Consider the following 26,370-nt stretch of genomic DNA (forward strand, 5'->3'; position numbering starts at 1 on the left):
ACCCGCCTGTACCCCCGACCCCCGCGCCGCCCCAGCCCGCCCCGGCTGCAACGCCACAGCAGAAGGCGGAGCCCAGCAAGCCTGACGAGAAGCCGGCCGCCGTTGCGCCGGACGAAAAGCCCGCGCAAAGCGAGGAAAAGGCGGCGACCGAGGACACCGACAAGCAGCAGCCGGACAAACAAGAACCCGCACCGCAACCCGACGAAAAGCAAGCCGTCGTGACGCCAACGCCATTGGCGGCTGAGACCGGTGACAAGCCGGCGCCTCCAGCCTCGATCGAAAAGGCAAAGCCAAAACCCAAACCTGCCAAGACAATGACGTTCAAGCCCGCAAGAGCTTTCAAAGCGCCGATCGGGAATGCTGGAAGATCAAATCCCACCAACAACGACGTTGCAGGATCACCGATCTATTCCGGCCTTCCAGGCGTCAGAAAGCTTTACTCGCAAGGGGCAACCGGCAATGCGTTCGCTACAAGCTCCATGGAGAATGTGCCGCGCGGTCAGCGCGTGGCCACCCTTTGCGGCAACGTTCTGAGCCGGGAACTGCAAACTGCCGACTATACGGTCAAATGGGTGCCAACCATCACGCTGGACAAAGGCAATGTTCTCAATCCTCCGCAGGCCGCCTTCAGCACCAGAAACGCCTGGTACAATCTAAATTTCCGATGCGAAGTCGACGCCGATGCGACGAGGGTCCTGTCCTTCAACTTCCGTGTGGGCTCATTGGTGCCGCCTGGCGAATGGGCCAGCCGTGGATTCACAAAGTATCGTCTAAACTAGGCGGGCACACCAAACCTAGCCAATTGCCGGCTAACTTCTTTCCAGTCAGCGCAGACGAAATCGGCACCGGCAGCCGTCAGCCGCGCGGCGTGCTCGGCATAGGTATGGCCGCCACCGGTGTAGCCGATCGCGGTCATGCCGGCGGCGACCGCGCCCTGAATGCCGAAGGGCGAGTCCTCGATGACGATGCAGTCGACGGGATTGGCGCCGATCTTGTCCGCCGCAAACAGGAAGATGTCCGGCGCCGGCTTGCCATTCTTGACCATTGATGAGCTGTAGATCGCATCGCCGAAGAAACGCGCCAGCCCGGTCACGGCAAGGCTATGGTTTATGCGCTCGACGGAGGAGGACGAGGCGACACAGCGGTCGCCCGCAAGCGTCTCCAGAAACGCAGTGATTCCCGGTGTCGGCTTCAATTCCTGCGAGAACAGCACCTTGGTCTCGGCCCAGATATCGCCGTCCGCCGCCGCCGGAAACTGGTGCCCGGTCAAATCCCTGATCCTGGCGATGATATCGGACTGCTTCATGCCGATGCATTGGGCGATGATGCTCGTGTTGACGCCGGGCATGCCGTGCTTTTCGTAGACGCGCTCATAGGCGCGGGCGGCCAGAGGCTCGCTGTCGACAAGAACGCCGTCGCAATCGAAAATAATAGGCCTTGGTCGCGCCACGCGTTTCCCTCTCGAGTCAGTTTGCGCACATCGCTATCGGCAAAAAGTCAAATGTTCAATAGCGTGTGCGTTTTGAGGGCGCGAAGAGCGATCTCAAAGCTGGCGCAACGCATCGCTCGCACGGGAAGCCCCGAGCGCCCGTTGCATGGCTTGCCGGGACTGCGCGCGATCCGGGGTGATCCAGTTCGGTTCGGCGCCGAGAAAGCGGTCGAGGAAAGCCACCGCATAGGCCGGCATCTCGGTCACATTCTCGCGATAGGACCACCATGTGCGCAAATCGTCGGCGCATTTGTCGATGCCGGGTGCCGTGCCAAATTCCTGTTCGTGGATCGCCGAAATCACCGAGACGCAGTAGTTGGTGTAGAGGAAACCCTCCGGCCAGAAGCGGACGATTTCCAGCGTGCCGGCGTTCGTTTCCGTCTCGATCAGCTGCGTGAGGCCGGAGATTTCCTTGGCCGGCGCCTGTTTTATCAGCTCGCGCAGCACGAGGCCGGCGGCAAAGACGATGAAGTCGGCGCGGTCGATCGCGGCGAAGCGCTTCTGCGCTTCCATGATCTCGACCCAGTCGAGAAAGGCCCTGGTGAGCTTGGCCTCGTCGATCTCGAAGCGCACGCCGAACGTGTCCGAGACCACCTTGGCGCTGCCGCGAAAGGTGGCGCGGAACCAGCGCAGCTGCCGCAGCCGATGGCGAAGATCCGGCATCAAGGCCAGTTCGTCCCTGAAGGGCAGATCCATGTTCCTCGTATCCTGTTTCCCGGTCAGCCTAGCACAATGGCACCACGGCCGAAATCGGTCAGCGTCCCTGTGGATGACCGCAGCCGAGGCCAATATCATACATATTGACATTCTCGGAAACAAATGTTCTCACTTTGCTGTTGTCACGCGCCGGTCCAAGGTGCGGTTCAACTGAGGCTTCGGGAGGAGAACCGAATGGCGATTTGGCAGTGGGGACTGCTTCTGCTGGTTATTGTGTGGGCGCTGCAGTCGCTCGGCGTCTGGCTGCAGATGCGGCACTATTCGGATGTCTTCAGGGGCGTCACCGACCAGTACAAGGACGGCTTCGTCGGAGCCGGCAATTTTCGCGGTCGGTTGGCCAAGGGCACCATCGCGCTCGTCGTGGTGACACCCGATCTGGTCGTGCGCCGCCTGATGGTGATGAGCGGCCGTTCCGTCTTCACCAAGTTCAAAAGACATGAAGAGTTCGAGGGTGTTCCCCTCGATAAACTCCGGTCCAACCCTGCAATCATGGGGGAGGGGGAACCCGGTGTGGCCGAGGCCGTGAAACGGGCGATCGAGCAGATCGACAAGACACGGTCGGAGCCGGGGAAGAAGCCGGGCCTGTCCGGTTTGAACGTAGCAAGGGCTTAGGGCCGGAGGATTTCGGGCTCTAGATCAAAGGGATAGAGGACGCCGCGCACCGACTGGGATCAACCGGCGGGTGGCATAAGGAGGAGAAATGTCTGTATTTTCGTTGTTGGCGCAGCATGCCGACATGGCCGTGCACAATCTGCATGTTGCAGGTGCCATGGTCTCGGATGCCGCATTGCATGGCAAGCTCGCCGTCGAGCATGCCTCCGACCATCTCGTTGTCCTCGCACAAGCGGACAGCGGACCGATCACCGTCGATCAGTTCAAGGAAAAGCTGAAGGACGTCCAGCAGGAAGAGCAGCTCGGCTGGCTGACCGCCATCGGCAAGTACTTCATCGGCATCTTCCAGAAGGGCGGCGAGGTCTTCGCCGGCTTCGTCACCGGCATCATTCCGACGCTGGTGGTGCTGATGACGGCCTTCTACGCCGTCACCGAACTGGTCGGTGAAGAGCGCGTGCATGGCCTGGCCCGCGGCGCCGGCCGGATCGCGCTGACGCGCTACACCCTGTTGCCGCTGCTGGCGGTGTTCTTCCTCACCAATCCGATGGCCTATACGTTCGGATCGTTCCTGGAAGAAAAGCACAAGCCGGCCTTCTATGACGCGGCCGTGTCCTATGTGCACCCGCCGCTCGGCCTGTTCCCGCACATCAATCCCGGCGAGTATTTCGTCTGGGGCGGCATTCTCGTCGCGCTGCTGGAGCTGGAAAAGAAGGGCGTCGTCGTTGCCGGTTACCACGTCAAGGTGGCGATCTGGTACGCCATCGTCGGCCTCGTCGTCATCCTGCTCAAGGGCATGCTGACCGAACGCATCACCGCCATCATGGCACGCCGCCAGGGCGTCGAGCTGTAAGGGCGGGGAGGACATCATGGCCAAGACATACAAAGCCGTAAGGATCACCCAAGGCAAAACCGGCTGGGGTGGCCCGCTCGTCATCGAGCCGACCGAACAGCGCAGCAAGGTGGTTTCCGTCACCGGTGGTGGCATTCACCCGGTGGCGCAGCTCATCGCCGACATGACCGGTGGCGAAGCCGTCGACGGCTTCAGAGCGCCGCCGATCGAAAGCGAGATGGCGGTTGTCGTCGTCGACTGCGGCGGCACCGCACGATGCGGCGTCTATCCGCGCAAGCGTATTCCGACCGTCAATCTGACGCCGGTCGGTCAATCGGGGCCGCTGGCCCAGTTCATCACCGAGGACATCTACGTTTCAGGCGTGAAGCCGGCCAACATCACAATGGCGGACGGATCCGAGACGATCACGACTGCAGGGGGAGCAGCAGCGATGAGTTCAAGCAACAATGCGGCCGCGGCACCACAGCCGCTGCCGAGCGAGGGTGGGCTGATCGGCCTCATCAGCACGATCGGCCGCGTCATGGGACGTATCGTCGGCATCTTCTTCAATGCCGGCCGCCGCACCATCGACCAGGTCATCCGCAACGTGCTGCCGTTCATGGCCTTCGTGACCATGCTCATCGGTCTGATCCTGTATACCGGCATCGGCGATGTGCTGGCGCAGCCGATGGGTCCGCTGGCCAACAACATCGTCGGCCTGCTGATCATCTCGGCGATCTGCGGCCTGCCGTTCCTGTCGCCCATCCTCGGGCCAGGCGCTGTCATCGCGCAGGTCATCGGCGTTGCCATCATCGGCCCGCAGATTGCCAACGGCACGATTTCGCCGGCAATGGCACTGCCGGCGCTGTTTGCCTACAATACCCAGGTGGGCTGCGACTTCGTCCCCGTCGGCCTGGCGCTCGGTGAGGCCAAGCCGAAGACGATCGAAATCGGCGTTCCGGCGGTGCTCATCAGCCGCCAGATCATGGGCCCGGTCTCGGTGCTGATCGCCTGGGTCGTCAGCCTGATCGTGTTCTAAGGCAACTCCGGGAAAGCGCATAATGCTTCCCTCGGAGATTACGTCAAAACAAAGAGATAGAGCGGTTCACCGCTCTAGGGAAAGTTGAGAAATGAGGTTCGCCATATGACGGTTCTGCTGAGAACACGGGTCACTGCCATCGGCCCCGAAGTGGCGGACCTTGCCGAAGGGGGCGTGGTCATCCTGTTTGCGGATGGCTCGCCGCCGGAGCTTGCCGAGGTTTCGGTGCTCCACAAGGCGGAGCAGGGACCAAGTGACGGAGCGCCCGCCAAGGGCGCTTCGATCACCCTCGGCCCGGTTGCCGCTGTTATAACGGCGGTCGGCTCCAGCGCGTGGAGCAAGGTGCTGGAAATGGGTCATGTCGTCATTTCGTTCAACGGCGCTACCGAGGCCGAGAGGCCGGGCGAGATCTGTGCGTCGCAAGTCGACCCGCAAGCGCTGGTGGCCGCCCTGAAGACCGGCGCGATCATCACCATCGCCGCCTGACAGCATTTCGCGCCGCGGCCTAATGTTGGGAGCGGCGCCCAAAACCAGAGTATTGCCATGGAACGCTCGACCATCGTCAGAGTGCATGAAGGTTTGCACGCCCGTCCCGCGACGCGGTTCGTGAAGCTCGCCAAGGGCTTCGAATCCGACGTCGAACTGGTCAAGGACGGCAAGGCCGTCAGCGCCAAGAGTTCGGTCAAGCTGATGCTGCTGGCGGTCAAGGAGAACCAGGAAGTCACGGTGCGGGCGAATGGCGCCGATGCCATCGAGGCGCTCGAGGCGCTGATCGGCTATCTCGAGAATCCGCGGGCCGGCCTCGATGATGAAGCGGAAGCGCAGAGCCCGGCGAACGATGCCGGGCAGGAAGCGGCACCCGCGCCCGGATCCGTGCCGGCGGCATCTGGCGGGGCAAACCGCCTGCGTGGCGTGGCCGCGAGCGAAGGTTTCGCCATCGGCCCGGCCTTTGCGCATTTCCCACCCGATATCGCCGGACAGGGCCGCATGTTGCAGGCCGAGGAGATAGAAGGCGAGATCGACAGGTTCCGCGCGGCTGTCGGCGCGGTCCAGGCCCGCATGGACCATGCGTTGGCGCAGGACAGCCTGTCGGCTGGAGACCGCGGCATCGTTGCCGCGCTCAGGGATATCGCCGCCGACGACAGCCTGACTGATGAGGCCGAGGGCCTGATCAAGGGCGGCAATGACGCGGTCTCCGCCGTCATCACCGCCGCCTCCACCATTGCCGCCGAATTCAGCGCGGTCGACGATCACTATCTCAACGCGCGGGCGGATGACGTTCATGCGGTCGGGCGGCAGATCTGCCTGGTGTTGCTGGGCCAAGACGATGTCAGCCTCGAAAACATACCCGAAGGGGCTATCCTGATTGCCGATGACATCGGCGCCTGGGATCTGGCACGCGCGCCGCTGAAGCGTATCGGCGGCGTGGTGTGCGGCCATGGCGGCGCCACCTCGCACATCGCCATCATCGCGCGCTCGCACGGCATTCCGGCAGTGCTCGGCCTCGGCGGCCAGGTCAATGCCTTGCGCACCGCGCGAGACGTCGCGCTCGACGGCAATGCCGGCCATGTGATCATCGACCCCGACGAGGCGACCCGTGCCGATTTCGCCGGCCGCGTCGAAGCGGCGGCAAAGGAGCGCGCCGGCTTGACCATCTTCAAGACGGTGACGCCGAAGCTCGCCGACGGCAGGATCATCGAGGTCGCGGCCAATATCGGCTCACTTGAGGAAATTGAGGCAGCACTAGAGGCTGGTGCCATGGGCATCGGCCTGTTCCGCACCGAGCTTCTGTTCATGCGCCATATGCATCTGCCCTCGGAAGACATGCAGGCTGAGACCTATGCGGCGCTGGCCAAGGCTTTTGCGCCTTATCCGGTCATTGTGCGCACGCTCGACATCGGCGGTGACAAGCCGATCGCCGGCATCGAATTTCCCGACGAGGAAAACCCCTTCCTCGGCTGGCGCGGCATCCGCATGTGCCTCGACCGGCCCGATATCTTCAAGCGCCAGTTGCGGGCGCTATTGCGGGCGGCCGTGCACGGCAACATCAAGGTGATGCTGCCGATGGTGTCCGACATCGGCGAGGTCAGGCAGACGCGGGTCCTGGTCGAGGAATGTGCCGCCGAACTGAAAGCCGAAGGCATGGCGCATGCGGCGTTCGATCTCGGTGTGATGATCGAGACCCCGGCCGCCGTGCTGATCGCCCCAGCTTTGGCCAAGGAGGTCGCCTTCTTCTCGATCGGCACCAATGATCTTACCCAGTACATCATGGCCGCCGACCGGCTCAATCCGACGGTGGCGAAGCTTAACGACGTCACCAATCCGGCCGTCATGTCGGCGATCGAAATGACGGCAAGAGCCGGCGTCGCCGCCGGCATCATGGTCGGCATGTGCGGGGAGGCGGCCGGTCGTCCCGATCTCATTGCGACCTTCGTGGAGATGGGGCTGACCGAGCTCTCGATGAGCCCGGCCTCGATCCAGCGCGCCAAGAAGGCGATTATGGCAATGGCGGCGGACGGCTAGCCGAAGTTTCGACAGTTTACGGCAAATGGGCAAGCAAGGTGGCGAAGACAGGTGTCAATTCAGCGACCGGGTTTGCCTTGGCGCAGGCCTGAACGATGCGATCGTGACGGATATCCGCCGCCAGGATCGCGATCTCCAGCATATCCGGGTCCGGCGCGCCATCGCTGCCGGCGGTCGCCAGGCCGCAGGCCAAAGCGAGCGGTGCCAGGCAGCTTATGTCAGGCGCGCTGCTGCCCACCACCGCCGGCGTTTCGGACACTGTTTCGGCAAAGCGAACGGGACGCTGGCTGAGACACTCGACCAGCAGTGCCGAACAGGCGGCCGCGATTGCCTGCAGTCCGGCACCTGGCGCGGCCAACGCGGCCAGCAGATCGCCATGCCGCTTGCGCATCGTGGCATGGACGGCCGCGAAATCGGCTTCGTGGATGCGGGCATTGTCGATATTCAGGCCGGCAAGCACCGCCTTGGTCAGATAATACATATCGCGCCGAAACAGGCGCTCGGCGTCCAGTTGGCGATCCTCGTTGCCGACCGGGAAATAGGTGCCGAGGCCCTTCACCGTCGTGCCGTCCACCTTGATCGGGCGCTCATGCGGGACGAAAGCTTCAGCGATCGACAGCGCTTCGTCGACGGCACTCGCGGCATGGCTGAGCAGGCCTTCGATGCCCTTGCCTGGAAACGGCGGCAGATAGCTGGTTGCTTCGCGCAGGATGCTGGCATCGCCGCTGCCGTCATGGCGGCTCTGGCGGATGATTTCGCGGACTTCCCGCAGCCGGTCCTTCAGATTGACGCGGACATCCTCGGAGATTTGTCGGAGCATCGCGGATCGCCTTGAAATTTGCTGCGGATAGCCGCCAACCGGGGCAGCCGCCACTCTCTACATTGTTCCTATCGATTGGTAGATCAATAGGCGATACTAGACCAGCATGCAGAATCGGCGGCAGCGCGCTCGTCCGTCGCCGCAGGGGGAGAGACAGACTTGGGCAGACGACGACAGGGCGAAAGCGAAGACGGTCGAGGCGAGGCTACCGAGCAGGTCGCCAGCGAAAGCCGGACGGATCGCCTCAGGATTCGCGCCGCCTGGATGTATTTCGTCGAACAGATGACGCAGAACGAGATCGCCGACGTGCTCGGCGTCGGTCGCGTCACCATCGTGCGCATGCTGGCGGATGCCCGGGCGCGCAACGAAGTGAAGATCACCATCGAGAGCGAATTGTCGGAAATCGTGCGGCTTGAGCGCGCGCTGGAGAAGACGTTCGGGCTGCAGCAGGCGCTGGTGGCGCCGCTTTCGGCACCCAATGCCGATCCGATACCAGCGATCAGCGCCAAGACCGGCAGTTTCCTGTCGGACACGATGAAGTCCGGGATGCGGGTCGGCGTCGGGTGGGGGCAGACGCTGTTCTCGAGCCTGCCCTTCATCAGCGCCAAGTCGCTCACCGACTTCAAGGTGATTTCGCTGCTTGGCGGTGTCGGCGTCGTGCGCCGGGTCAACCCAGCCGAGTTCGCCTGGCGCTTCGCTCAGATATTCCAGGGCGACGGCTATCTGATGCCGACACCAGCCGTCGTCGACAGCGTCGAGACCAAGATCGCACTGATCGAGCGCTGCGGCCTGCAGGAGATTTTCGAAATGGCCGACGTGCTCGATGCCGTTCTGCTGAGCGTCGGCGGGATCGCCTCCGCCACCACCTTCTCTCGTGGCGGCTTTCTCAAGGAGGCGGATCGGGAGGCCCTGCTTGCGCGTGGCGCCGTTGGTGACCTCCTGTTCCATTTCTTCGACCGCAACGGCGATCTGGTCGACCATCCCGTCAACAGCCACGTGATGTCGGTGGATGTCGACCGTCTGCGCAAGGCGCCGATCCGCATCCTCACTTCCGGTGGCGAGGAGAAAACCGAAGCGCTGCTCGGCGCCATGACCCTCATCGCCCCAACCATCCTGATCACCGACGAGGAGAGCGCGCGGCGCATGCTGGAAGCGGTCAGCGGAAGCTGAAGCTGTCCGTGATGTAGTCCGGCCAGGCCTGCTGTTCGTCGAAAACAGCGGCGAGATCCGGTGTGTCCGCCAGTATTCCGCTCAGCACCAGCGCGGTGGCGATGCCGGTGCTGTTTCCGCCCGATATATCGTGTTCGACGCTGTCGCCGACACAGACCACGGTGCCACGGTCCGGCTCGCCGGCCAGCGCCAGCGCGGCGTCGAAAATCGCCTTGTCGGGCTTGCCGATTCGGGTAACGCTGCCGCCCAGGCTTTCATAGAGATCGGCCAGACGGCCGGCGCCGAAGCGAGGGCCAACGGCCGTCAGCATGATGATGTCGGGATTGGTGCAGAAACACGGCACCCGCCGCGCTGCCGCCGGCGCGAACAGCCTGCGATAATGGTCGAGGTCAAAGCGGTCACCCTCGCTGGCCGCGATCAGCACCAGTTCGGCCTCATCGCCGGACCCGGTCAGCACAAAAGGCAGGCCCTCGATCGCGGAGCGGTCAGCTTCACGGCTGATCAGCAGGCATTTTGTCCCTGGGCGCAGCTTTCCCGACGTCACCATCTCCCTGAAGGATCGCCACGCCACCTCGCCGGAAGAAACGAAATGATCCCAGCTTCCCGCTTCGAAGCCGAGTTTTATGAGCCGGCTTTCATTGGGTCGTGCCCGCCTGCCGGAGTTCGAAACCAGCACCACGGTCTTGCCGGCGCGCTTCAGCGCCGACAGCGCTGCCACCGCGTCCGGATAGGGCCGTGTGCCGTCATGCAGCACGCCGAACTGGTCGAGCAGGAACACATTATAGCGCTCCGCCAGCGGCCCGATGCCGTCGAGACGTTCGATCGTTTTCGCGCTCATAGGAGTCCTGCCCGGCTTGCACCCATCAGCGCCAGCCGCGCCGTGCCGGCGGCGGCCTCGTCGGAAAGCGCGGGCAGGAAATCGACCCCGAGCCTGCGCCGCCGGATTGCCGTCCAGGCTGGGTTCGCCGCCCCGCCTCCGACGCTCCTGACCGATATCAGCGCTGGCGCGCCGAGTTCGGCAAGCCTGTCATAGCCAAGCGCTTCGACCGCGGCGATACCTTCGAACATCGCTTTCAGATAATCGGCGTCGTCCGCCGGCCGGGGCGCAAGGCGAGGCGGCAGTGCCGGATCGGCGATGGGAAATCGTTCGCCCGTGGCGGGAAGCGGATAGTAATCGAGGCCGGTGTCGGTCTCCGGGTCGATTTTTGCGCTGAGTTCGATGATGCGGGCGAGCGGAAAATGCTGGGCCAGCACCTTGCCGCCGGAATTCGACGCACCGCCTGCCAGCCAGGCGTTGCCGAGCCGGTGGCTGTAGATGCCGAAGCGCGGCGCCGAAATCGGCCGGTCGGACAGGATCTTGATGGTCAGCGAGGATCCCAGCGCGGTGACGCCGTCGCCGATCGCGGCAGCACCGGTCGCCAGGAACGAGGCGCAGCCATCCGTGGTTCCGGCGACGACGGCCACATCGCGCGGCAAGCCGAACAGTTCCCCGGCTTCCGCGGTGAGGGCGCCGGTGACTTCGCCCGGTTCGAGCACGCGCGGCAGCAACTCCACGCGCATTCCGGTCGCCGCGATCCATTCCGGCCAGCGGCGGGCCTCGACATCATAGCCTGTCTTCAGGGCATTGTTCTCGTCGCTGACGTCGAAGCGGCCGGAGAAGTTTCCGGCAATCCAGTCGGCCTGATGCAGCACCGCCGCAATGCCCGGCAGATGCTGGAAGCGCAGGGCCTTGGCGAGGCCGGATGTCGCTCCGTGCGCTGCACTCGCAGCCGGTGCGGTGCGGGCGATCGCAGCCAGCATGTCGTCGTCATCGACCTTGTCGTTGTACATCAGCGGTTCGGCCAATGGCCGCCCGGCGGCGTCGACCGGCAGCAGCGTGCCGGAGGTGCCGTCGACGGCGATGGCGCGGACCGCCGTGCGGTCGATGCCGGAAAGCAGTTCCGTCAGCACCGCCTTGACCGCTTGCCACCACGCCGTGGGGGCTCGACCATCGCGGCCAAACCTGTCGAGCGGAACGGCCGAATGCCCGGCTATGGAAAAATCAGGGCGCATGGCGACGGCGCGCGCACCCGATGTGCCGATGTCGATGCCGATGACAAGTGGCATCATGTCCATGCTAGCCGCCAGCCGCGTTGAGCTTCTGGCGATATTGCTCGGCATCCCAGTTGACCAGTTCGTCATTCTCGGAAGCGGTGAGATAGTTCAGCCGCGCTGCGATGTCGATGCGCGCCGTCACGTCGGCGAGGCAGCGTTGCATGGCATCGGCGCCGGCACTGGCGTCGCCGCGCATCAGCACGCCGGCGCCGGGAAACAGGATCGCCGCCGGCGCCGTGTCCAGCCGTGCGATAACGTCGGCCACGGTCTCCCCAGGTCTCGCCACGACGGAGCCCTGGCCGAGGAAGATGACGTGGTCCGGATAGAGGCTGCCGGCCTGCGCCATGCGGCGGCTCTCAGGGTCGAGCGCAACCGCATGCGCTTCGACATCGGCCGGCAATCTGTAGAAGCTGCCGCCGGCAAGCGCGGCCAAGGCATCGAGGTCGGGTGCGGCGGTCGCGCGCGCCGGCCGGGCCAGCAATGACCTGATACGGCGCAGCAGAAGCTCCGCCCCGGCGACGGTTTCGGCGGCGACGACCAGCCCGTGATTGCCAAGGATCAGCACGTCGACGCCAGGCCGCAGTTTTTCGGCAATGCCGCGTGCAAGCGGCAGGCCCGGCCGGAAATAAGGCACATAGGCCCATTCGATGCCATCGAGCCGCCTGGCGACCTCGGCCTCGCCATCGGCCTGCACGGCAAGCGAGATGGTGTCGACGCAATGGACGTGAAGAACCACGCGCTGCGGCATCAGGGCGTGCACCGTGGTCTCGATCGACGGCCGCAGGCCGCGCGGGTTGAGCGCTGCAATGGTGAAACCTTGCGGCTGGTCGGCGGCGCGATCGCGCTGTTCGACGGCTCTCAGCAACGGCGCCATCGCCACCGGCACCATGATGTCATCGACCAGCGCGTCCTTCAGCCAGGTGCCGGAGGCCTTGATCCACAGCGTGTCGCCGGCTTTCAGCGAGGTGTTGCCGCCTGCCGCCTGGGTCAGATGCGGGCTCTGCCCGATGCTGGCCGAAAGCGCCCGTAAGGCCGCCAGTTCCTGCGCGTCAGCTTGGGTCGCCATGGCGTTTTTCCTCCAACGGCTCGGCCGTGTCCTGCGCGAAATCCCGTTGCCGGGGTCGAATTGGCGCTGATATCGCAGATACGAGTGATCTACGTCAATAGTGATCTAGTATCATCAAAACCCGCTTGCAATCCGGCTAATGTTGAGTAAGTTGCGCCAACTGCCATGGAAATGGCATCCGGGAGGAAAGAATTGAGCGACTCCGGCCGCCAGCGTCAGATCGTCGAACTGCTGCGGGATCGTCCGTTCGCTTCGGTGCGCGAGCTGCAGGAACGGCTTGGCGTTTCGGCCGCGACGGTCAGGCGCGATATCGACAGGATCGACGAAGCCGGCGAAGCGCGGAAGGTCTATGGCGGCATCTCGGCGCTCGACGGCGCTTCCCAGGCCGGTGTCGCCTACGCCCGGCCCTATGACGAGAACCGCGACCTTGCGGTCGAGGCCAAGCGGCAGATCGCGGCTCTGGCGGCGACCATGGTGCGTGACGGCGACGCCGTCATCGTGCATGGCGGCTCGACCTGCTTCCATCTCGGGGTCAAGCTCGCCGAGCGCAACATCCGCCTCTACACCAACTCGATGCCGCTGGCGGCCTATCTCAGCGACCACGGCCATTGCAGCCTGACGGTTGCCGGCGGTGATCTGCATCGCGAACCCGGCATCATCCATTCGCTCACCCAGGCCGTGCCCTTCTACGCCTCCAAATTCTTTCTCGGCGCGCAAGGCCTTGGCCAGGAAGGCGTGATGGAATCGCACCCGCTGCTGGTACGCTCGATCGTCGATCTCAGCCTCTGCGCCGACCAGATCGTGGTGCTGGCCGACAGCCGCAAACTGTCGATCCACGCGCGCAATGTCGCGCTGCCGCTTTCCCGCATCGGCACGCTGGTCACCGACGACGGTCTTTCCGACGCCGATGCGCGCATGCTGGAAGACGCCGGCGTCATGGTGCGGATAGCCTCGGGAGCCATCCAGTGAAGGTGGCTGTCCTCGATTTCGGCAAGACCAATTCGAAGCTGTTCGTCTTCGGCCAGGACGGGCGGATTATCGACGAGCGCCGGACACAGCCGAAATGGGTGCGCCAAGGCGGCTTCAGCGTGCTCGACGAGGCAGCGCTCCACCATTGGGCGCTCAGCGCCGTTGCCGATGCGGTCGATGGTCATGGAGTGGAAGGGGTCATGGTGTCGGGCCATGGCTGCACCTTTGCCTTGGTCGACGAGGCGGCGCTGACGCATCCGATCCTCGATTACGAGCAAGAGCCGCCGGCCGAGATTGCCGCGCGGATCGACCGCCGCATTCCTGACTTTTCCGAGACGTTCTCGCCGCGGCTGCCGCTCGGCTTCAATTACGGCCGCCATATGCTGTGGCTGCAGGAGGTCGATCCGGACGCGTTCGCTGCGTCGAAATCGATCCTGGGCTATCCGCAATACTGGAGCTGGCGCCTTGGCGGGCGGGCGGTCTCGGAAGTGTCCTATCTCGGCTGCCATTCGCATCTGTGGGCGCCGCGCAGCCAAGACTTTTCCTCGCTGGTCGACGCGCAGGGCTGGCGTGACCGGATGCCTGCCTTCGAGCGCACCGGCACTGTTATCGGCGAGCACCGCCTCGGCGGTGCAGCGAAGCCGATCGCCATCCACAACGGCGTCCATGACTCGAATGCAGCGCTGCATGCCTATCGCCGGCAGGAGCTTGGCCCGGTCACCGTCGTTTCTACCGGCACCTGGGTCGTCGTGCTCAATCCGGACTGCCCGCTCGACGCACTCGACCGGGACCGCGACATGCTGGTCAATGTCGATGTCGGCGGCGGTCCGGTGCCCACCATCCGCTTCATGGGCGGGCGCGAATTCGCAACCATCAGTGCCGGCTGGCAAGGCGAGATCGCCGGCCCGGTGGTGCAGCGGGTGATCGATGCCGGCATCATGGCGCTGCCGACCTTCGCGCCGGGCGGGCCGATGTCCGGCCATTCCGGCCGGTTGGCGGGGCGCACGCCCGATGCCGAGGAACGCGCGGCCACGGCGCTGCTCTACGTCGCGCTGATGGTCGATCTCTGCCTCGACCTCATCCATTCGAACAACACGGTGATCGTCGATGGCGGGCTGAATACGGGCGGTCTGCTCGCCGGACTGCTGGCGCAATTGCGTCCCGACCAGGCTTTCCTGCAGGGCGCCACGCTGGAGGGCAGTGCCACCGGTGCAGCGGCGCTCGCCTTCGAGAGTGTTGGGCGCGAATTCGCCGCCGAAGTTCCGGAGCCGGTGCGCGCTTCGCGTTTCACCGGGTTGGCAGGATATCGCGGCAATTGGCGTGACGCCACCATGGACCGGAGCGTCGCTGGTGCGGCAGCGGGAGGCGCGCGGTGAGTGCGATTGCCAGGGCCGAGACGGCGCGCCAGCCGGTGCTGGAGATGCGCCACATCTCCAAGACGTTCGGCGCGATCCGTGCCTTGCACGATGTCTCGCTCAGCGTCCATGCCGGCGAGTTGCACGCCTTGATGGGCGAAAACGGTGCCGGCAAGTCGACGCTGATGAAGGTGCTTTCAGGCGCCTATCGGCCGGATGCCGGCGGCGAGATACTGATCGACGGCATACCCGCCGCGACCGGTGATCCGATCAAGGCCCGCGCTAGCGGCGTCGCGGTGATCTATCAGGAGCTGTCGCTGGCGCCCAATCTGACGGTGGCGCAGAACATCTTCCTCGGCAACGAGCCGCGACGCTTCGGCATCGTCGATCGTGACCAGTGCACCCGGCGCGCCAGGGAGATCATCGCGCGTCTGGGCGTCTCCTTTTCGGGCCGCGACATGGTCTCCAGCCTGTCGCTCGGCGAGCGACAATTGGTCGAGATCGCCCGCGCGCTGTCGACCAATGCGCGCATCATCGTCATGGACGAGCCGACGACGTCGCTGACCTCGCGCGAGACCGACCGGCTGTTCGAGGTCATCGCGACGCTGAAATCGCAAGGCATCGCCATCATCTACATCAGTCACCGCATGGAAGAGGTCTACCAGCTTGCCGATCGCGTCAGCGTGCTGCGCGACAGCGGTTATGTCGGTACGCTCGAACGTGCCGACCTCAGCGCCTCGCGCCTCGTCTCGATGATGGTCGGCCGCGATCTCACAGCTTTCTACAAGAAGGATCATCGGCCGCCGGACGAAAAGCGCGCGGTGGCGCTCTCGGTGCGTGGCATGTCCGACGGCCGTCTCCTGAAAGACTGTTCGTTCGACCTGCACAAGGGCGAGGTGCTGGCGCTGGCGGGTCTGGTCGGTTCCGGCCGTACCGAGCTTGCGCGGCTGATCTTCGGCGCCGACAGGCGCGTGTCAGGCACGCTGGAACTCGACGGCAAACCTGTAACCATCGGCTCGCCGCGCGAGGCGCTCGATGCCGGCATCGCCTATCTGACCGAGGACCGCAAGGAACTCGGCCTGTTCCTCGACATGTCGATTTCCGACAACATCAGCATGGGCGTGCTGGCGCGGGATTCGCGCGCCGGCGGCTTGCGCGACTTCGCGGCCGCGGAAAGGCGCGCTTCCAAGGCCGTTGCCGGTCTCTCCATCCGCACCAGTTCGGTGCAGGCCAATGCCGGCTCGCTGTCGGGCGGCAACCAGCAGAAGGTGCTGCTCGCCCGCCTGCTCGAAACCGAGCCGAAGGTCGTCATCCTCGACGAGCCGACCCGCGGCGTCGATGTCGGGGCGAAATCGGAAATCTACCGGCTGATCGACAATCTCGCCAAACAGGGCATCGCCATCCTGATGATCTCCAGCGAACTGCCCGAGGTGATCGGCGTCGCCGACCGCGTGCTGGTGATGCGCGACGGCACGATATCGGGCGAGGTGACGGCATCGCAAGGCGAACCGCTAAGCCAGGAAAAAATCATGGAACTTGCAACGGGAGCGGCTCAGCAATGACCGACAAGGCGACCGAGATCAGCGCAGGCGGCCAGGCCACCGGCACCAGCCGACGGTTGCGCACGGCTTTCGCTGCCCTTGGCATGCTGCCGGTGCTGATCCTGCTGGCGGCCGGCTTCCAGTTCCTGAACCCGCGCTTCCTGACCGAGACCAACCTGTTGATTGTCACCCAGCAGTCGTCGATCAACATCGTGCTGGCGGCCGGCATGACCTTCGTCATCCTGACCGGGGGCATCGACCTGTCCGTCGGCGCCATCCTCGCCGCATCGGCGATGGTGGCGGTGATGGTGTCGCTGGTGCCGGATTGGGGTTTGCTCGGCGTGCCGGCGGCCATTCTGGTCGGGCTCGGCTTCGGCCTCATCAACGGGCTGCTCATCGCCTACATCAAGCTGCCGCCCTTCATCGTCACGCTGGGTTCGCTGACCGCGGTGCGCGGCGTCGCCCGCCTGCTTGGCCAGGACACAACGGTGTTCAACTCGGACCTGCCGTTCGATTTTATCGGCAACGGTTCGCTGTTCGGCATTCCCTGGCTGGTCATCATCGCGCTGTCGGTGGTGGTGCTGTCCTGGCTGGTGCTCAAGCGCACCGTGCTCGGCACCTGGATCTATGCCGTCGGCGGCAATGCCGAAGCGGCGCGGCTGACCGGCATCAAGGTGCCGCTGGTGCTGCTCTTCGTCTATGGCGTTTCCGGCCTGCTGGCCGGCCTTGGCGGCGCCATGTCGGCGGCCCGGCTCTACGCCGCCAACGGCTTGCAGTTGGGCCAGTCCTACGAACTCGACGCCATTGCCGCGGTCATCCTCGGCGGCACCAGCTTCGTCGGTGGTGTCGGCTCGATCTGGGGCACGCTGATCGGCGGCCTGATCATCGCGGTGCTCTCCAATGGGCTTATCTTGGCCGGTGTCTCCGACATCTGGCAGTACATCATCAAGGGATTGGTCATCATCGTGGCGGTCGCCCTCGACCGCTACAGGCTCCAGGCAGGAGCAAGAACGTGATTGACCTTAGTCGCCGGCGTCAACGACCGGTTTCATGTAACGCACCGTGAGAGGCGCGGGGCAATCGGAGGAAAGCAATGAAGACCATCGCCAAACTGCTCTGCGGCGTCGCACTCGCGTCGCTCGCCATCGCGCCTGCTTCGGCCAAGGACCTCAACAAGGTCGGTATCTCGGTCGGCCTGCTCGGCAATCCCTTCTTCGTCGCTACCATCAAGGGCATCGAGGACGCGGCCAAGAAGATCAACCCAAAGGTCGAGGTGACCTCGGTATCGGCCGACTATGACCTCAACAAGCAGGTCTCGCAGGTCGATTCGTTCATCGCCGCCGGTGTCGACGTGATCATGCTCAATGCCGTCGACGCCAAGGCGATCGCGCCGGCGGTGAAGAAGGCGCAAGCCGCGGGTATCGTCGTTGCCGCCTTCGACGTTTCGGCGCCGGGCGCCGACGTGACCGTGATGACCAACAACGTCAAGGCCGGCGAAGAGGCCTGCCAGTACCTGGTCGACCACACCGGCGGCAAGGGCGACTATGTCATCCTCAACGGACCGGCATCGTCGTCGATCCTGGAGCGGGTGAAGGGCTGCAAGAACGTGCTGGCGCAGCATCCCGACATCAAGATCCTCTCCGACGACCAGAATGCCGAAGGCTCGCGCGACGGCGGCCTGAAGGTGTTCCAGTCGCTGCTCACCCGCTTCGACAAGATCGATGCGGTGTTTGCCATCAACGATCCGACGGCGATCGGCGCCCAGCTTGCCGCCAAGCAGCTCAACCGCTCGGAGTTCATCTTCACCGCCGTCGACGGCGCGCCCGATATCGAGAAGGAACTCTCCTCCGGCACCTCGATGATCAAGGCCTCGGCCTCGCAGGATCCCTATGTGATGGCCGGCCAGTCGCTGACGATGGCGGCCGAACTGCTGGCCGGCAAGAAGCCGGCGGAGCCGACCGTCCTGCTCGACCCGAAGCTCATCACGGCCGAGAACCTGAAGGACTACAAGGGCTGGACCGCAGCCCGCTAAATCCTTCCCAAGGCCGGTGCGGCCGGGATGACCCGGCCGCACCTCTTGTCAGCACCGGAGACGATGATGTCGCGTATTGGAATCCATTCTTTCGTCTGGTCGGCGAGCTCGGCTCAGGCAGATCTCGAGCGCACGCTGACCAACACCAGGGAGGCCGGCTTCGACCTCATCGAATTCTCCTATCTCGACCCCGCCAATGTCGACATCGGCGGGCTCGCCAGGCGCATCGCCGATCTCGGCCTCGGCGTGGCGATCAGCATCGGATTGCCTGTTGATGGCGACATTTCGAGCGCCGACAAGGCGATTGCCGCGCGCGGCGTCGAAATCCTCAACGACACCATCGCGCTGACGCGCGATCTCGGCGGCCGGAAGGTCGCCGGCATTCTCTCGACCAGCCATGGATTGCAGGTCGAGGCGCCGACGCGCGATCAATGGCAGCGCAGCGCCGGCACGCTGGCCAAGGTTGCCGAGACAGCCAAGGCGGCCGGCGTCACGCTCAACCTCGAGATCGTCAACCGCTTCGAAAGCAACCTGCTCAACACCGCCGCGCAAGGGCTGGCCTTCATCGAGGACACCGGCTCGGACAACATCTTCCTGCATCTCGACACCTTCCACATGAACATCGAGGAGGCCGATGTCGGGCTGGCCATCCGTCAAGCCGCGGACAAGATCGGCTATGTCCATATCGGCGAGAGCCATCGCGGTTTCCTCGGCACCGGCAATATCGATTTCGCCGCGATCTTCGATGCGCTGACGGCCATCGGCTACAGCGACGACCTCAGCTTCGAATCCTTCTCGTCGGAAATCGTCGATGAGAACCTGTCGAAGAAGACCGCGATCTGGCGCAATCTCTGGACGGACAACATGGCGCTGGCCAAGCACGCGCGCGCCTTCATCGGGCTCGGGCTGGAGACGGCAAGGCGCAAGGCGGAACTCGTCTCGGCACGGCACAAACCCTGACCCGCCCGTCGAGAGCCGAAGGACGCGGCGTGCGCCGCATGGCGGGGTTCCGAACCCGGATTAACAAAAGGCCCCGTGGTAGCCAGTTTTGGCAGCTTTTGTCCCGCCATTTTTCCCGAGATAGGAATTTTTTCTTGACCCGGTGACCTCAGCTATGGTACATTTTTGCCCATGGTGCTGATTTGCGCCAGCGAGCCGCCGCACAGGCGGGTTTTTCGTTTGATGCTCCGTAAGCCAACGTATCGGCGAAAGGCTCCGAGGGAACCTGTTAACCCGAGTTCGTTGGCGTGCCAGCCGTATGGCGCCGGCATTGCTCGCGGCAGGTGCATCGGTTATCTGACCGGCCAGGCAAACAACGCCACGCAATCCACCAAACGGAGCCCAGCACATGACACGCGAGACAATCCTCAAATTCGGCACCGTCGAACACGCGGACGCCGGCGATCTGGCTGGCTGGATCGTCGTCGAGGGCAAGCCGACCATGCAAACCGCCGTCCAGCACACGACCGAGGACGGCAAGGTGTTGTCGGGCACCTGGCGCGCGACGCCCGGCACCTATCACGCGACCTATACCGACTACGAGTTCGTGCACATGATCGCCGGCCGCATCATCATCACGCCGGACGGCGGCACGCCGGTCGAGGTCGGCCCCGGCGATGCCTTCGTGGTGGAAGCGGATTTCAAGGGAACCTGGAAGATTATCGAGCCGGTGACGAAGCATTTTGTCGTCAGGGTTGGCTGAGGCGGATCGGCGACCCCGCGTGCGGAAAAACGGTGCGGTTGCTGTCACGGCAGGACCGTATCACTGCCGCATCCCGGAGCAGGCGCGGCACGCCTGAACCTGGCGTGTTCGTTGCTCTGTCGCAATAGCCAGGCCGCGGGCTATGCGGTTATCGTGGCGGGAGGTTTGTGGCGATGGCATGAGCAGCCGTCCTCATCTGCAAGCGGCATTTTCTATTCCCGCGATGCGGTGTTCGACCGGTTGAAGAACATGCTTCGCATGACGCCATCGCGCAGCAGCACGAAATGCACCAGGGCAGCCAGGATGTGAACACCGGCAAGTCCAAGCAATACCCAGACCAGCTTTGCATGGATGACTGCGAATCCCCTTGCCGAAAGCGCGCTGACGGACGGCGCCAACGGCACAGGCAAGTTTCCGAAAAGCCGCGCGGGAGGCATGAAAGGCATTGGCCGGTAGCCCAGCCATCCCGTTATCAGGACGGCGAGAATCGCAACGTAGAGAAACATATGGAAGAAAGCCGTCGCAAACCGCATGGGCCGTGAGGCTTGCCTGACAGGGGCGCGGGTAAAGATGCGCCAGCAAAGTCTGAGGATGATGATGGCAAGGATTGTCACGCCGATCGACATGTGAAGCGGAAGCCAGTTCATCGTCGCCATACCCGGCCCGTCCATCGGCCCAAAGGCAACGGCGATTTGCGCCGCGAGCGCAATCACGGTCAGCCAATGCAACAGACGAATGCCGAAATGCCAGCGCAGGCGAGGGTTCTCCTTCACATCCGAAGCTCGACTGTTGTCAAATGCAAGAAGGAGGGCGTGATGGTTTCATCCGCTCCAGCGGGCCAATTTCGCGAAGAAGTATGGCGCCTCACCAAGTCTTTGAAAAGCGTGGTGATCCCGACAGGAATCGAACCTGTGACCTACAGATTAGGAATCTGCCGCTCTATCCTACTGAGCTACGGGACCACGCGGCCAGACACATAGCCGCTTCGGATCGTTTCGCCAAGAGGCCGGCCGAAGGCAATTCGGCCGGCTTTGCGCTGCCGCCGTCAGGCGGCCAGCGCGGTTTCCGCCAGTTTCACCCAGTAGCTCATGCCGTGCGGGATGACCTCGTCGTTGAAGTCGTAGGCCGGGTTGTGGAGACCGGCGGTGTCGCCATTGCCGATGAAGATGAAGGCGCCGGGGCGGGCTTCCAGCATATAGGAGAAATCCTCACCGCCCATCACCGGCTGGATGCCGCGGTGGACATGGGCATCGCCGGCGACACCGATCGCGACATCGCTGGCAAACACTGTCTCTTCCGCGTGGTTGAAGGTCACGGGGTAGTTTGCCTGGTAGTCGACCTCGATCTTGGCGCCGAAAGCGGTCGCCAGGCCGTCGCAGATGGTGCGGATGCGCTCTTCCGACTTCTTGGCGATTTCCTTGCGCAAGGTGCGCACGGTGCCGGCGATTTCTGCGGTTTCCGGGATGATGTTGTAGGCGTCACCGGCGTGGAACTTGGTCACCGACACCACCACGGCCTCGACCGGGTCGGTGCTGCGCGAGGCGATGGTCTGCAAGGCGCCGACCAGCTGGCTGGTGATGACGATCGGGTCGATCGTGCCGTGCGGCATCGCCGCATGGCCGCCCTTTCCCCTAACGGTAATGGTGAACTCGGCGGTCGCCGCCATGATCGGGCCCGGGCGGATGGCGAACTGCCCGACAGGCAGGCCAGGCATGTTGTGCATGCCGAACACTTTGGAGATGTCGAAACGCTCCATCATGCCGTCCTTGACCATCTCGTTGCCGCCGCCGCCGCCCTCTTCGGCCGGCTGGAAGATCACCGCCACGGAACCGGTGAAGTTGCGCGTCTCGGCGAGGTATTTGGCGGCACCAAGCAGCATCGCCGTGTGGCCGTCATGGCCGCAGGCGTGCATCTTGCCGGGGATGGTCGAGGCGTAGGGCTTGCCTGATATCTCGTTGAGCGGCAGCGCGTCCATGTCGGCGCGCAGGCCGATGGTCGGGCCTTCGCCCTGGCGGCCGCGGATGATGCCGACCACGCCGGTCTTGCCGAGGCCGGTGACCACATCGTCGCAACCGAAGGCTTTCAGCTTCTCGGTGACGAAGGCGGCGGTCTTGAAGACGTCGAAGTTCAGTTCTGGCGTCTGATGCAGATGCTGGCGCCAGCCGGCAACTTCGTCCTGCATTTCGGCGGCACGGTTCAGGATTGGCATGATGGTTCCATCTCGCTGTTGGGACAGGCGGGTGTTGGCCGCTGCCTTGCAATTGTGATCGCCAGGCACTTTGCCATCTTGGCGTCACATAGAGTAAATAGCACCGCAACAATGGGTCCGGTTTTTGAGGGTCGGACCATATGCTGGCGATCGCGTAACGAAATCTTACGGAGCCAGGGGCGACTACGGCAAGAGGCGATTTCGGATTTGATCATGCGGCACAGGCATTTCCTCAAACTATTCTCGGCTGGCACAATCGCGCTGTCGGTCGTGGCCGGGCCGGCGCTGGCCAATCCGGTGGTTGTGTTCGACCTCGGCAGCGGCAAGATCCTGCAACATCAGGATGCGTTCAAGCGCTGGTATCCGGCATCACTGAGCAAGCTGATGACCGCTTATGTCACCTTTCGGGCGATCGCCGCCGGCGAGGTGCAGCTTGATTCGCCGATCAAGGTGACTAAGCATTCCGCCGGGGAGCCGCCAAGCAAGATGGGCTTCAAGCCGGGCTCGGTGATGCGGCTCGACAACGCGCTGAAGATGATGCTGGTCAAATCGGCCAACGACATCGCCATGGCGGTGGGCGAAAATGTCGGCGGTTCGCAGGCGGCCTTTGCCGACCGGATGAACGCCGAGGCGACCCGGCTCGGCATGAACGGCACGCATTTCGTCAATCCGAATGGGCTTTTTTCGCCTGACCAGTACACGACGGCGCGCGACCTCGCCGTGCTGGTGATGGCGATCCGCCGCGAATTTCCGCAATACGCGCCGTGGTTCTCGATCGAGGGCCTTGCCGTCGGCAAGAAGGCTATTCCCAACTACAATCTGCTGATCGGCCGCTATCCCGGCGCCGATGGCATGAAGACCGGCTTTGTCTGCCCTTCGGGCTTCAACATGATCGGTTCGGCGACGCGCAATGGGCGCACGCTGGTCGCGGTTGTGCTTGGCGAGAAATCGGCGGTCACCCGCGCCGAGACCGCCGCGAGATTGCTCGACCAGGGTTTTGACACGCCGGCCGCCGGTTCGGCCACCGTCACCACGCTGGCGCCCTATGGCGACACCGTCTCGCCCAACGACATGAAGGACGAGGTCTGCAAGAAGAAGGCGCCTGCGGAACAGTCCGAGGCACCGCCGGTCGTCGCCAAGAACGTGCCGAAATCGCCATATCAGGAAAAGCTCGACCATGTGCCGACGCTGGTTGCCGTCGGCCTTGGCGGCGCCACCGGTCCGGCGCCGAAGGCCATCCTCGACCAGGGCGCCCAGGAATATGCCGATGTGCCGACCCCGAGCTGGCGGCCCGACAGGCCGGCACCGGCCGGCACCGGCCCGAAGATTGCCGGCTCCGCCGCGCAGGGCGACCAGCCGGTCAAGGTTGCGAACTAGCCAATGAGCGGCTTCCCGATCCCAGTCTCGGTGCTGACCGGTTTCCTCGGCGCCGGCAAGACGACGCTGCTCAACCGGCTGCTCAAGGATCCGGCGCTGGCCGATACGGCGGTGATCATCAACGAGTTCGGCGAGGTGGCGATCGACCATTTGCTGGTCGAGCAGTCTTCCGACGGCATTATCCAGCTGTCGGACGGCTGCCTGTGCTGCACGGTGCGCGGTGAACTGGTCGACACGCTGGCCGACCTGGTCGACCGGCTGCAGACCGGCCGCATCGCCCGTCTGGCCCGCGTCATCGTCGAAACCACCGGCCTTGCCGACCCGGCGCCGGTGCTGCAGTCGATCATGGCGCATCCGGCGCTGATCCAGGCCTTCCGGCTCGACGGCGTCATCACTCTGGTCGATGCCGTCAACGGCAACGCCACGCTCGATGCCCATGTCGAGGCGGTGAAGCAGGCTGCCGTCGCCGATCGCATCGTGCTCAGCAAAGCCGATCTGGTCGCCGATCCCAATGAGTTGGAAATGCTTCGGGCGCGCCTGCGGCAGATCAATCCGGGCGCCGAACTGCTCGATGCCGGCGACACGGAGACAGGCGTGGCGGCGCTGTTTGACTGCGGCCTCTACAACCCTGCAACCAAATCCGCCGATGTGCGGCGCTGGCTTGGCGAGGAAGCCGCGCACGATCATCATCATCATGATGGCCAGGATCACGAGCATGGCCATGACCACGACCATCGTCACGATCAGCGCGTGCGCTCCTATTCGCTGGTGCATGACGGCCCGGTGCCGTTTTCAGCGATCGAGATGTTCCTCGACCTGCTGCGTTCGACGCATGGCGAGCATCTGCTGCGCATGAAGGGCATCATCGAGCTCAGGGAAGACCCGTCGCGGCCGCTGGTGATCCATGGCGTACAGAAGATCCTGCATCCGCCGGTGCAACTGCCGTCCTGGCCCGATGGCCAGCGCGGCACGCGGCTGGTGCTGATCACGCTCGATATGCCCGAAGATTATATCCGCCGGCTGTTCGCCGCCTTCACCAACCGGCCGTCGGTCGACACGCCCGACCGCGCGGCGCTGGAAAACAACCCGCTGGCGATTGCCGGGCGTTGAACTCTACGATTGCTGTTCGCCGCGCTCGATCAGAAAGCGATGGCCGCCGGAGACCGCCGCCGTTTCAATCAACTGGTGGCCGCTCTCGGAACAGAATGCCGGAATGTCGATGACGGCGAGCGGGTCCGTGGTTTCGAGCCACAGCCGGCTGCCCGGTTGCATCCCGGCCAAGCGCTTCTTGGCCTTGAGCACGGGCAAGGGGCAGTTCAGCCCCTTGAGGTCATAAATAGCGGCGCGATCATCCACGGGCGAAATCAACCGCCGAACATGCCGAGCAGCTTGTTCTTCAGCTTCGTCACGCGGCTCTCGTCGGCACTCGCCGCTTGCGTCTCAGCCATCGGTGCCGCTTCCGAAGGGGCCGCGATGGTCGCGGTGGCGACAGGGGCTTCCTTGGCGGCCTTTTCGGCCTCCTTTTCGGCCAGAGCCTGGGCCTTGGCGGCTTCCTTGGCTTGCTTGGCCGCCTCTATGGCGGCCAGCCTCTGCTCCTCGGCCTTCTGCTTGGCAGCTTTTTCGGCGTCGAGGGCCGCCATCTTGCGGCCAGCGGGCGAATCGATGCGGCCCATGCGTGCCGTCTCGGTGACCGAGCCGTCATTGTTGAGCGACGGCGGATCGATCGGCACGCGTTCGCCGCGTGCGCGGCGCTTGGACCAGTCGGAGACGATGCTGGCTTCCTTGATACCGGCGATGGTCGGCTTGGGCGCCGGCACGCTGGCCTTGACCGCGCCGCTGAATGCCGCGTCGTAGGTGCTCATGTAGGAATTGTAGGCGCTCTTCAGCGAATCAGGCTGAGTGGTCGCCGGGCAGGCGCCGGTCGGGTCGAATGTCTGACCGTCGGCGGCAACCTGGTTGAAGACGTAGCGCTTCTCGCAGACATCGACCTTCGGCGGCACCTTGGTGATCTCGAAATTGTCGTAGCCGACCTTCAGCATCTTCCAGAAATCGTAATTCGGGTCGTTGCGGTAGCGCGCCATGTTGGCGGCGGTCATGCGGAACGGAAACGCCTGGATCTGGAACTCGGTCTGGCCGCCCTGGAAGGCATCGCGGCCAAAGGCATAGATCTGCTCGATCTGCGCATCGGTCATCGAATAGCAGCCCGACGACGAGCAGGCGCCGTGCACCATCAAATTGGAGCCGGTACGGCCGTTGGCGCGGTCATAGGCGTTGGGATAGCCGATGTTGAAGGACAGATGGTAGTTCGAGCGCGGATTCATCTGCGCCGGGCGCACCGTGTAGAAGCCTTCCGGCGCCTGGCGGTCGCCTTCGGTGTATTTCGGCCCGAGCTTGCCCGACCATTTGCAGATGTCGTAGCTGGCGACCATGTCGTAGCGGCCGTTGGTCTTGGCCTTCCAGATCTCGAGCTTGCCTTCTTCCTTGAAGATGCGGGCCATCACCGACGAGGTGCGGACCATGCCCTTGGCTCTCATGTCGGCGAGGATCTTGTCGGGCAGCGGCTTGTTGGCCTCCGGCGCGAAATCCTTCATCGACGAATTGTTGCAGCCGGCAACGCCGAGGGCGGCGATCAGGATTCCGGTGCGGGCAAGCTTGATAAACATGGCTGCGGATATCGTCTTTTCTCTGGCGCCAGGACGTTTCCTGCCCCGGCTGCTGCACTGCGCATCGACGGACCCTAAGCCCGTTAACCCTAACAAATTCCTTACCGCAGGTGCCGACGCATCCCCCTGCGGCAGTCTCATTGAGCCGAATGCAGCGGCATTT

General features: G+C 64.0%; 26 protein-coding genes and 1 tRNA gene. 16 read left to right on the forward strand and 11 right to left on the reverse strand.

Features of this window, described 5'->3' with window-relative positions; all coding sequences use genetic code 11:
• Positions 1-779 (forward strand): DUF930 domain-containing protein (locus tag EOA13_RS22515; protein WP_127295938.1); only part of this gene is annotated, 779 nt, incomplete at its 5' end.
• On the opposite strand, the gene EOA13_RS22520 is transcribed toward EOA13_RS22515, so the two are convergent.
• Positions 776-1,450 (reverse strand): HAD family phosphatase, encoded by a 675-nt coding sequence (locus EOA13_RS22520; protein WP_127295939.1) that lies wholly within the window; start codon positions 1,448-1,450, stop codon positions 776-778. The genes EOA13_RS22515 and EOA13_RS22520 overlap by 4 nt on opposite strands.
• A 93-nt stretch (positions 1,451-1,543) precedes the next feature.
• Positions 1,544-2,185, reverse strand: coding sequence for a hypothetical protein (locus EOA13_RS22525; protein WP_127295940.1), 642 nt, complete (start codon positions 2,183-2,185; stop codon positions 1,544-1,546).
• 195 nt (positions 2,186-2,380) lie between these two features.
• Here EOA13_RS22525 and EOA13_RS22530 point away from each other — a divergent pair, with 195 nt between their 5' ends.
• The 5 genes from EOA13_RS22530 to ptsP all read left to right on the forward strand — a co-directional run bounded on the left by EOA13_RS22530 (position 2,381) and on the right by ptsP (position 7,209).
• Positions 2,381-2,818 (forward strand): transcriptional regulator GutM, encoded by a 438-nt coding sequence (locus EOA13_RS22530; protein WP_127269447.1) that lies wholly within the window; start codon positions 2,381-2,383, stop codon positions 2,816-2,818.
• 88 nt (positions 2,819-2,906) lie between these two features.
• Positions 2,907-3,668, forward strand: a complete 762-nt coding sequence (locus tag EOA13_RS22535; RefSeq protein ID WP_013529328.1) for a PTS glucitol/sorbitol transporter subunit IIC — start codon at positions 2,907-2,909, stop codon at positions 3,666-3,668.
• Between the two features lie 16 nt (positions 3,669-3,684).
• Complete coding sequence (locus EOA13_RS22540; RefSeq protein ID WP_127295941.1) at positions 3,685-4,686, forward strand: PTS glucitol/sorbitol transporter subunit IIB; 1,002 nt, start codon at positions 3,685-3,687, stop codon at positions 4,684-4,686.
• 105 nt (positions 4,687-4,791) lie between these two features.
• The gene (locus EOA13_RS22545; protein WP_013529330.1) at positions 4,792-5,172 is read left to right on the forward strand and encodes a PTS glucitol/sorbitol transporter subunit IIA; all 381 of its coding nucleotides are present in this window, start codon (positions 4,792-4,794) and stop codon (positions 5,170-5,172) included.
• A 57-nt stretch (positions 5,173-5,229) separates the two neighbouring features.
• A complete protein-coding gene (gene ptsP / locus EOA13_RS22550; protein WP_127295942.1) occupies positions 5,230-7,209 on the forward strand; it encodes a phosphoenolpyruvate--protein phosphotransferase in 1,980 nt (659 codons plus the stop codon).
• Positions 7,210-7,225: 16 nt separating this feature from the next.
• Here ptsP and EOA13_RS22555 read toward each other — a convergent pair whose 3' ends face one another.
• A complete protein-coding gene (locus tag EOA13_RS22555; protein ID WP_127295943.1) occupies positions 7,226-8,029 on the reverse strand; it encodes a hypothetical protein in 804 nt (267 codons plus the stop codon).
• Positions 8,030-8,188: 159 nt separating this feature from the next.
• Between EOA13_RS22555 and EOA13_RS22560 the strand changes: the two genes are divergently transcribed.
• Entirely contained in the window at positions 8,189-9,199 is a 1,011-nt protein-coding gene (locus EOA13_RS22560) for a sugar-binding transcriptional regulator (RefSeq protein ID WP_127269653.1), read from the forward strand.
• Here the strand turns inward: EOA13_RS22560 and EOA13_RS22565 are convergent.
• From EOA13_RS22565 to EOA13_RS22575, 3 genes are read right to left on the reverse strand one after another with little or no spacing between them, the layout of a single operon-like run.
• Positions 9,186-10,037: a TIGR01459 family HAD-type hydrolase gene (locus tag EOA13_RS22565; RefSeq protein ID WP_127295944.1), complete on the reverse strand. Its 852-nt coding sequence runs from the start codon at positions 10,035-10,037 to the stop codon at positions 9,186-9,188. The two genes, EOA13_RS22560 and EOA13_RS22565, sit on opposite strands and share 14 nt — an antisense overlap.
• Positions 10,034-11,308: an FGGY-family carbohydrate kinase gene (locus EOA13_RS22570; RefSeq protein WP_164780256.1), complete on the reverse strand. Its 1,275-nt coding sequence runs from the start codon at positions 11,306-11,308 to the stop codon at positions 10,034-10,036. The genes EOA13_RS22565 and EOA13_RS22570 overlap by 4 nt, the downstream gene beginning before the upstream one ends.
• 7 nt (positions 11,309-11,315) lie before the next feature.
• Positions 11,316-12,359 carry a class II aldolase/adducin family protein gene (locus EOA13_RS22575; RefSeq protein ID WP_127295946.1) on the reverse strand — a complete coding sequence of 348 codons (1,044 nt, stop codon included), beginning with the start codon at positions 12,357-12,359 and terminating at the stop codon, positions 11,316-11,318.
• Between the two features lie 192 nt (positions 12,360-12,551).
• Between EOA13_RS22575 and EOA13_RS22580 the strand changes: the two genes are divergently transcribed.
• The 7 genes from EOA13_RS22580 (at position 12,552) to EOA13_RS22610 (ending at position 19,958) form a co-directional block, all read left to right on the forward strand.
• Positions 12,552-13,328 carry a DeoR/GlpR family DNA-binding transcription regulator gene (locus EOA13_RS22580; RefSeq protein WP_127266683.1) on the forward strand — a complete coding sequence of 259 codons (777 nt, stop codon included), beginning with the start codon at positions 12,552-12,554 and terminating at the stop codon, positions 13,326-13,328.
• Positions 13,325-14,704: a carbohydrate kinase gene (locus EOA13_RS22585; protein WP_127295947.1), complete on the forward strand. Its 1,380-nt coding sequence runs from the start codon at positions 13,325-13,327 to the stop codon at positions 14,702-14,704. Before EOA13_RS22580 ends, EOA13_RS22585 begins: the two co-directional genes overlap by 4 nt.
• Positions 14,701-16,245 (forward strand): sugar ABC transporter ATP-binding protein, encoded by a 1,545-nt coding sequence (locus tag EOA13_RS22590; protein ID WP_127295948.1) that lies wholly within the window; start codon positions 14,701-14,703, stop codon positions 16,243-16,245. The genes EOA13_RS22585 and EOA13_RS22590 overlap by 4 nt, the downstream gene beginning before the upstream one ends.
• Entirely contained in the window at positions 16,242-17,240 is a 999-nt protein-coding gene (locus tag EOA13_RS22595) for a ribose ABC transporter permease (protein WP_127266680.1), read from the forward strand. The genes EOA13_RS22590 and EOA13_RS22595 overlap by 4 nt, the downstream gene beginning before the upstream one ends.
• A gap of 77 nt (positions 17,241-17,317) precedes the next feature.
• A complete protein-coding gene (locus tag EOA13_RS22600; protein WP_027038073.1) occupies positions 17,318-18,256 on the forward strand; it encodes an ABC transporter substrate-binding protein in 939 nt (312 codons plus the stop codon).
• A gap of 66 nt (positions 18,257-18,322) precedes the next feature.
• The gene (locus EOA13_RS22605) at positions 18,323-19,216 is read left to right on the forward strand and encodes a sugar phosphate isomerase/epimerase (RefSeq protein WP_127295949.1); all 894 of its coding nucleotides are present in this window, start codon (positions 18,323-18,325) and stop codon (positions 19,214-19,216) included.
• A gap of 388 nt (positions 19,217-19,604) precedes the next feature.
• Positions 19,605-19,958: a cupin domain-containing protein gene (locus EOA13_RS22610; protein WP_127266678.1), complete on the forward strand. Its 354-nt coding sequence runs from the start codon at positions 19,605-19,607 to the stop codon at positions 19,956-19,958.
• A 212-nt stretch (positions 19,959-20,170) separates the two neighbouring features.
• On the opposite strand, the gene EOA13_RS22615 is transcribed toward EOA13_RS22610, so the two are convergent.
• The 3 genes from EOA13_RS22615 to EOA13_RS22625 all read right to left on the reverse strand — a co-directional run bounded on the left by EOA13_RS22615 (position 20,171) and on the right by EOA13_RS22625 (position 22,167).
• A complete protein-coding gene (locus EOA13_RS22615; protein WP_245490451.1) occupies positions 20,171-20,731 on the reverse strand; it encodes a cytochrome b in 561 nt (186 codons plus the stop codon).
• Between the two features lie 112 nt (positions 20,732-20,843).
• Positions 20,844-20,920 (reverse strand) — tRNA-Arg (locus EOA13_RS22620).
• An 83-nt stretch (positions 20,921-21,003) separates the two neighbouring features.
• Entirely contained in the window at positions 21,004-22,167 is a 1,164-nt protein-coding gene (locus tag EOA13_RS22625) for a M20 aminoacylase family protein (protein WP_127295950.1), read from the reverse strand.
• Positions 22,168-22,380: 213 nt separating this feature from the next.
• On the opposite strand from EOA13_RS22625, the gene EOA13_RS22630 reads away from it, so the two are divergent.
• Together EOA13_RS22630 and EOA13_RS22635 are read left to right on the forward strand one after the other, a co-directional pair.
• Complete coding sequence (locus tag EOA13_RS22630) at positions 22,381-23,544, forward strand: D-alanyl-D-alanine carboxypeptidase family protein (RefSeq protein WP_127295951.1); 1,164 nt, start codon at positions 22,381-22,383, stop codon at positions 23,542-23,544.
• Positions 23,545-23,547: 3 nt separating this feature from the next.
• Positions 23,548-24,654 carry a GTP-binding protein gene (locus tag EOA13_RS22635; RefSeq protein WP_127295952.1) on the forward strand — a complete coding sequence of 369 codons (1,107 nt, stop codon included), beginning with the start codon at positions 23,548-23,550 and terminating at the stop codon, positions 24,652-24,654.
• 3 nt (positions 24,655-24,657) lie between these two features.
• Here EOA13_RS22635 and EOA13_RS22640 read toward each other — a convergent pair whose 3' ends face one another.
• The gene (locus EOA13_RS22640) at positions 24,658-24,900 is read right to left on the reverse strand and encodes a sulfurtransferase TusA family protein (RefSeq protein WP_023811061.1); all 243 of its coding nucleotides are present in this window, start codon (positions 24,898-24,900) and stop codon (positions 24,658-24,660) included.
• Between the two features lie 8 nt (positions 24,901-24,908).
• On the reverse strand, positions 24,909-26,207 hold the full coding sequence (locus EOA13_RS22645) for a murein L,D-transpeptidase family protein (protein WP_127295953.1): 1,299 nt from the start codon (positions 26,205-26,207) through the stop codon (positions 24,909-24,911).
• Positions 26,208-26,370 lie beyond the last annotated feature (163 nt).

It is taken from the genome of Mesorhizobium sp. M7A.F.Ca.US.011.01.1.1, from assembly GCF_003998295.1.
Taxonomy (GTDB): Bacteria; Pseudomonadota; Alphaproteobacteria; order Rhizobiales; family Rhizobiaceae; genus Mesorhizobium.

Excerpts from the sequence above, each read along its gene's own strand:
- EOA13_RS22610 (WP_127266678.1), top strand. The coding sequence starts at position 19,605 with ATGACACGCGAGACAATCCTCAAATTCGGCACCGTCGAACACGCGGAC.
- EOA13_RS22525 (WP_127295940.1), bottom strand. The coding sequence starts at position 2,185 with ATGGATCTGCCCTTCAGGGACGAACTGGCCTTGATGCCGGATCTTCGC.
- EOA13_RS22605 (WP_127295949.1), top strand. The coding sequence starts at position 18,323 with ATGTCGCGTATTGGAATCCATTCTTTCGTCTGGTCGGCGAGCTCGGCT.
- EOA13_RS22570 (WP_164780256.1), bottom strand. The coding sequence starts at position 11,308 with ATGATGCCACTTGTCATCGGCATCGACATCGGCACATCGGGTGCGCGC.
- EOA13_RS22630 (WP_127295951.1), top strand. The coding sequence starts at position 22,381 with ATGCGGCACAGGCATTTCCTCAAACTATTCTCGGCTGGCACAATCGCG.
- EOA13_RS22555 (WP_127295943.1), bottom strand. The coding sequence starts at position 8,029 with ATGCTCCGACAAATCTCCGAGGATGTCCGCGTCAATCTGAAGGACCGG.
- EOA13_RS22575 (WP_127295946.1), bottom strand. The coding sequence starts at position 12,359 with ATGGCGACCCAAGCTGACGCGCAGGAACTGGCGGCCTTACGGGCGCTT.
- EOA13_RS22545 (WP_013529330.1), top strand. The coding sequence starts at position 4,792 with ATGACGGTTCTGCTGAGAACACGGGTCACTGCCATCGGCCCCGAAGTG.
- EOA13_RS22645 (WP_127295953.1), bottom strand. The coding sequence starts at position 26,207 with ATGTTTATCAAGCTTGCCCGCACCGGAATCCTGATCGCCGCCCTCGGC.
- EOA13_RS22565 (WP_127295944.1), bottom strand. The coding sequence starts at position 10,037 with ATGAGCGCGAAAACGATCGAACGTCTCGACGGCATCGGGCCGCTGGCG.
- EOA13_RS22535 (WP_013529328.1), top strand. The coding sequence starts at position 2,907 with ATGTCTGTATTTTCGTTGTTGGCGCAGCATGCCGACATGGCCGTGCAC.
- EOA13_RS22600 (WP_027038073.1), top strand. The coding sequence starts at position 17,318 with ATGAAGACCATCGCCAAACTGCTCTGCGGCGTCGCACTCGCGTCGCTC.
- EOA13_RS22530 (WP_127269447.1), top strand. The coding sequence starts at position 2,381 with ATGGCGATTTGGCAGTGGGGACTGCTTCTGCTGGTTATTGTGTGGGCG.
- EOA13_RS22595 (WP_127266680.1), top strand. The coding sequence starts at position 16,242 with ATGACCGACAAGGCGACCGAGATCAGCGCAGGCGGCCAGGCCACCGGC.
- EOA13_RS22540 (WP_127295941.1), top strand. The coding sequence starts at position 3,685 with ATGGCCAAGACATACAAAGCCGTAAGGATCACCCAAGGCAAAACCGGC.
- EOA13_RS22625 (WP_127295950.1), bottom strand. The coding sequence starts at position 22,167 with ATGCCAATCCTGAACCGTGCCGCCGAAATGCAGGACGAAGTTGCCGGC.
- EOA13_RS22635 (WP_127295952.1), top strand. The coding sequence starts at position 23,548 with ATGAGCGGCTTCCCGATCCCAGTCTCGGTGCTGACCGGTTTCCTCGGC.
- ptsP (WP_127295942.1), top strand. The coding sequence starts at position 5,230 with ATGGAACGCTCGACCATCGTCAGAGTGCATGAAGGTTTGCACGCCCGT.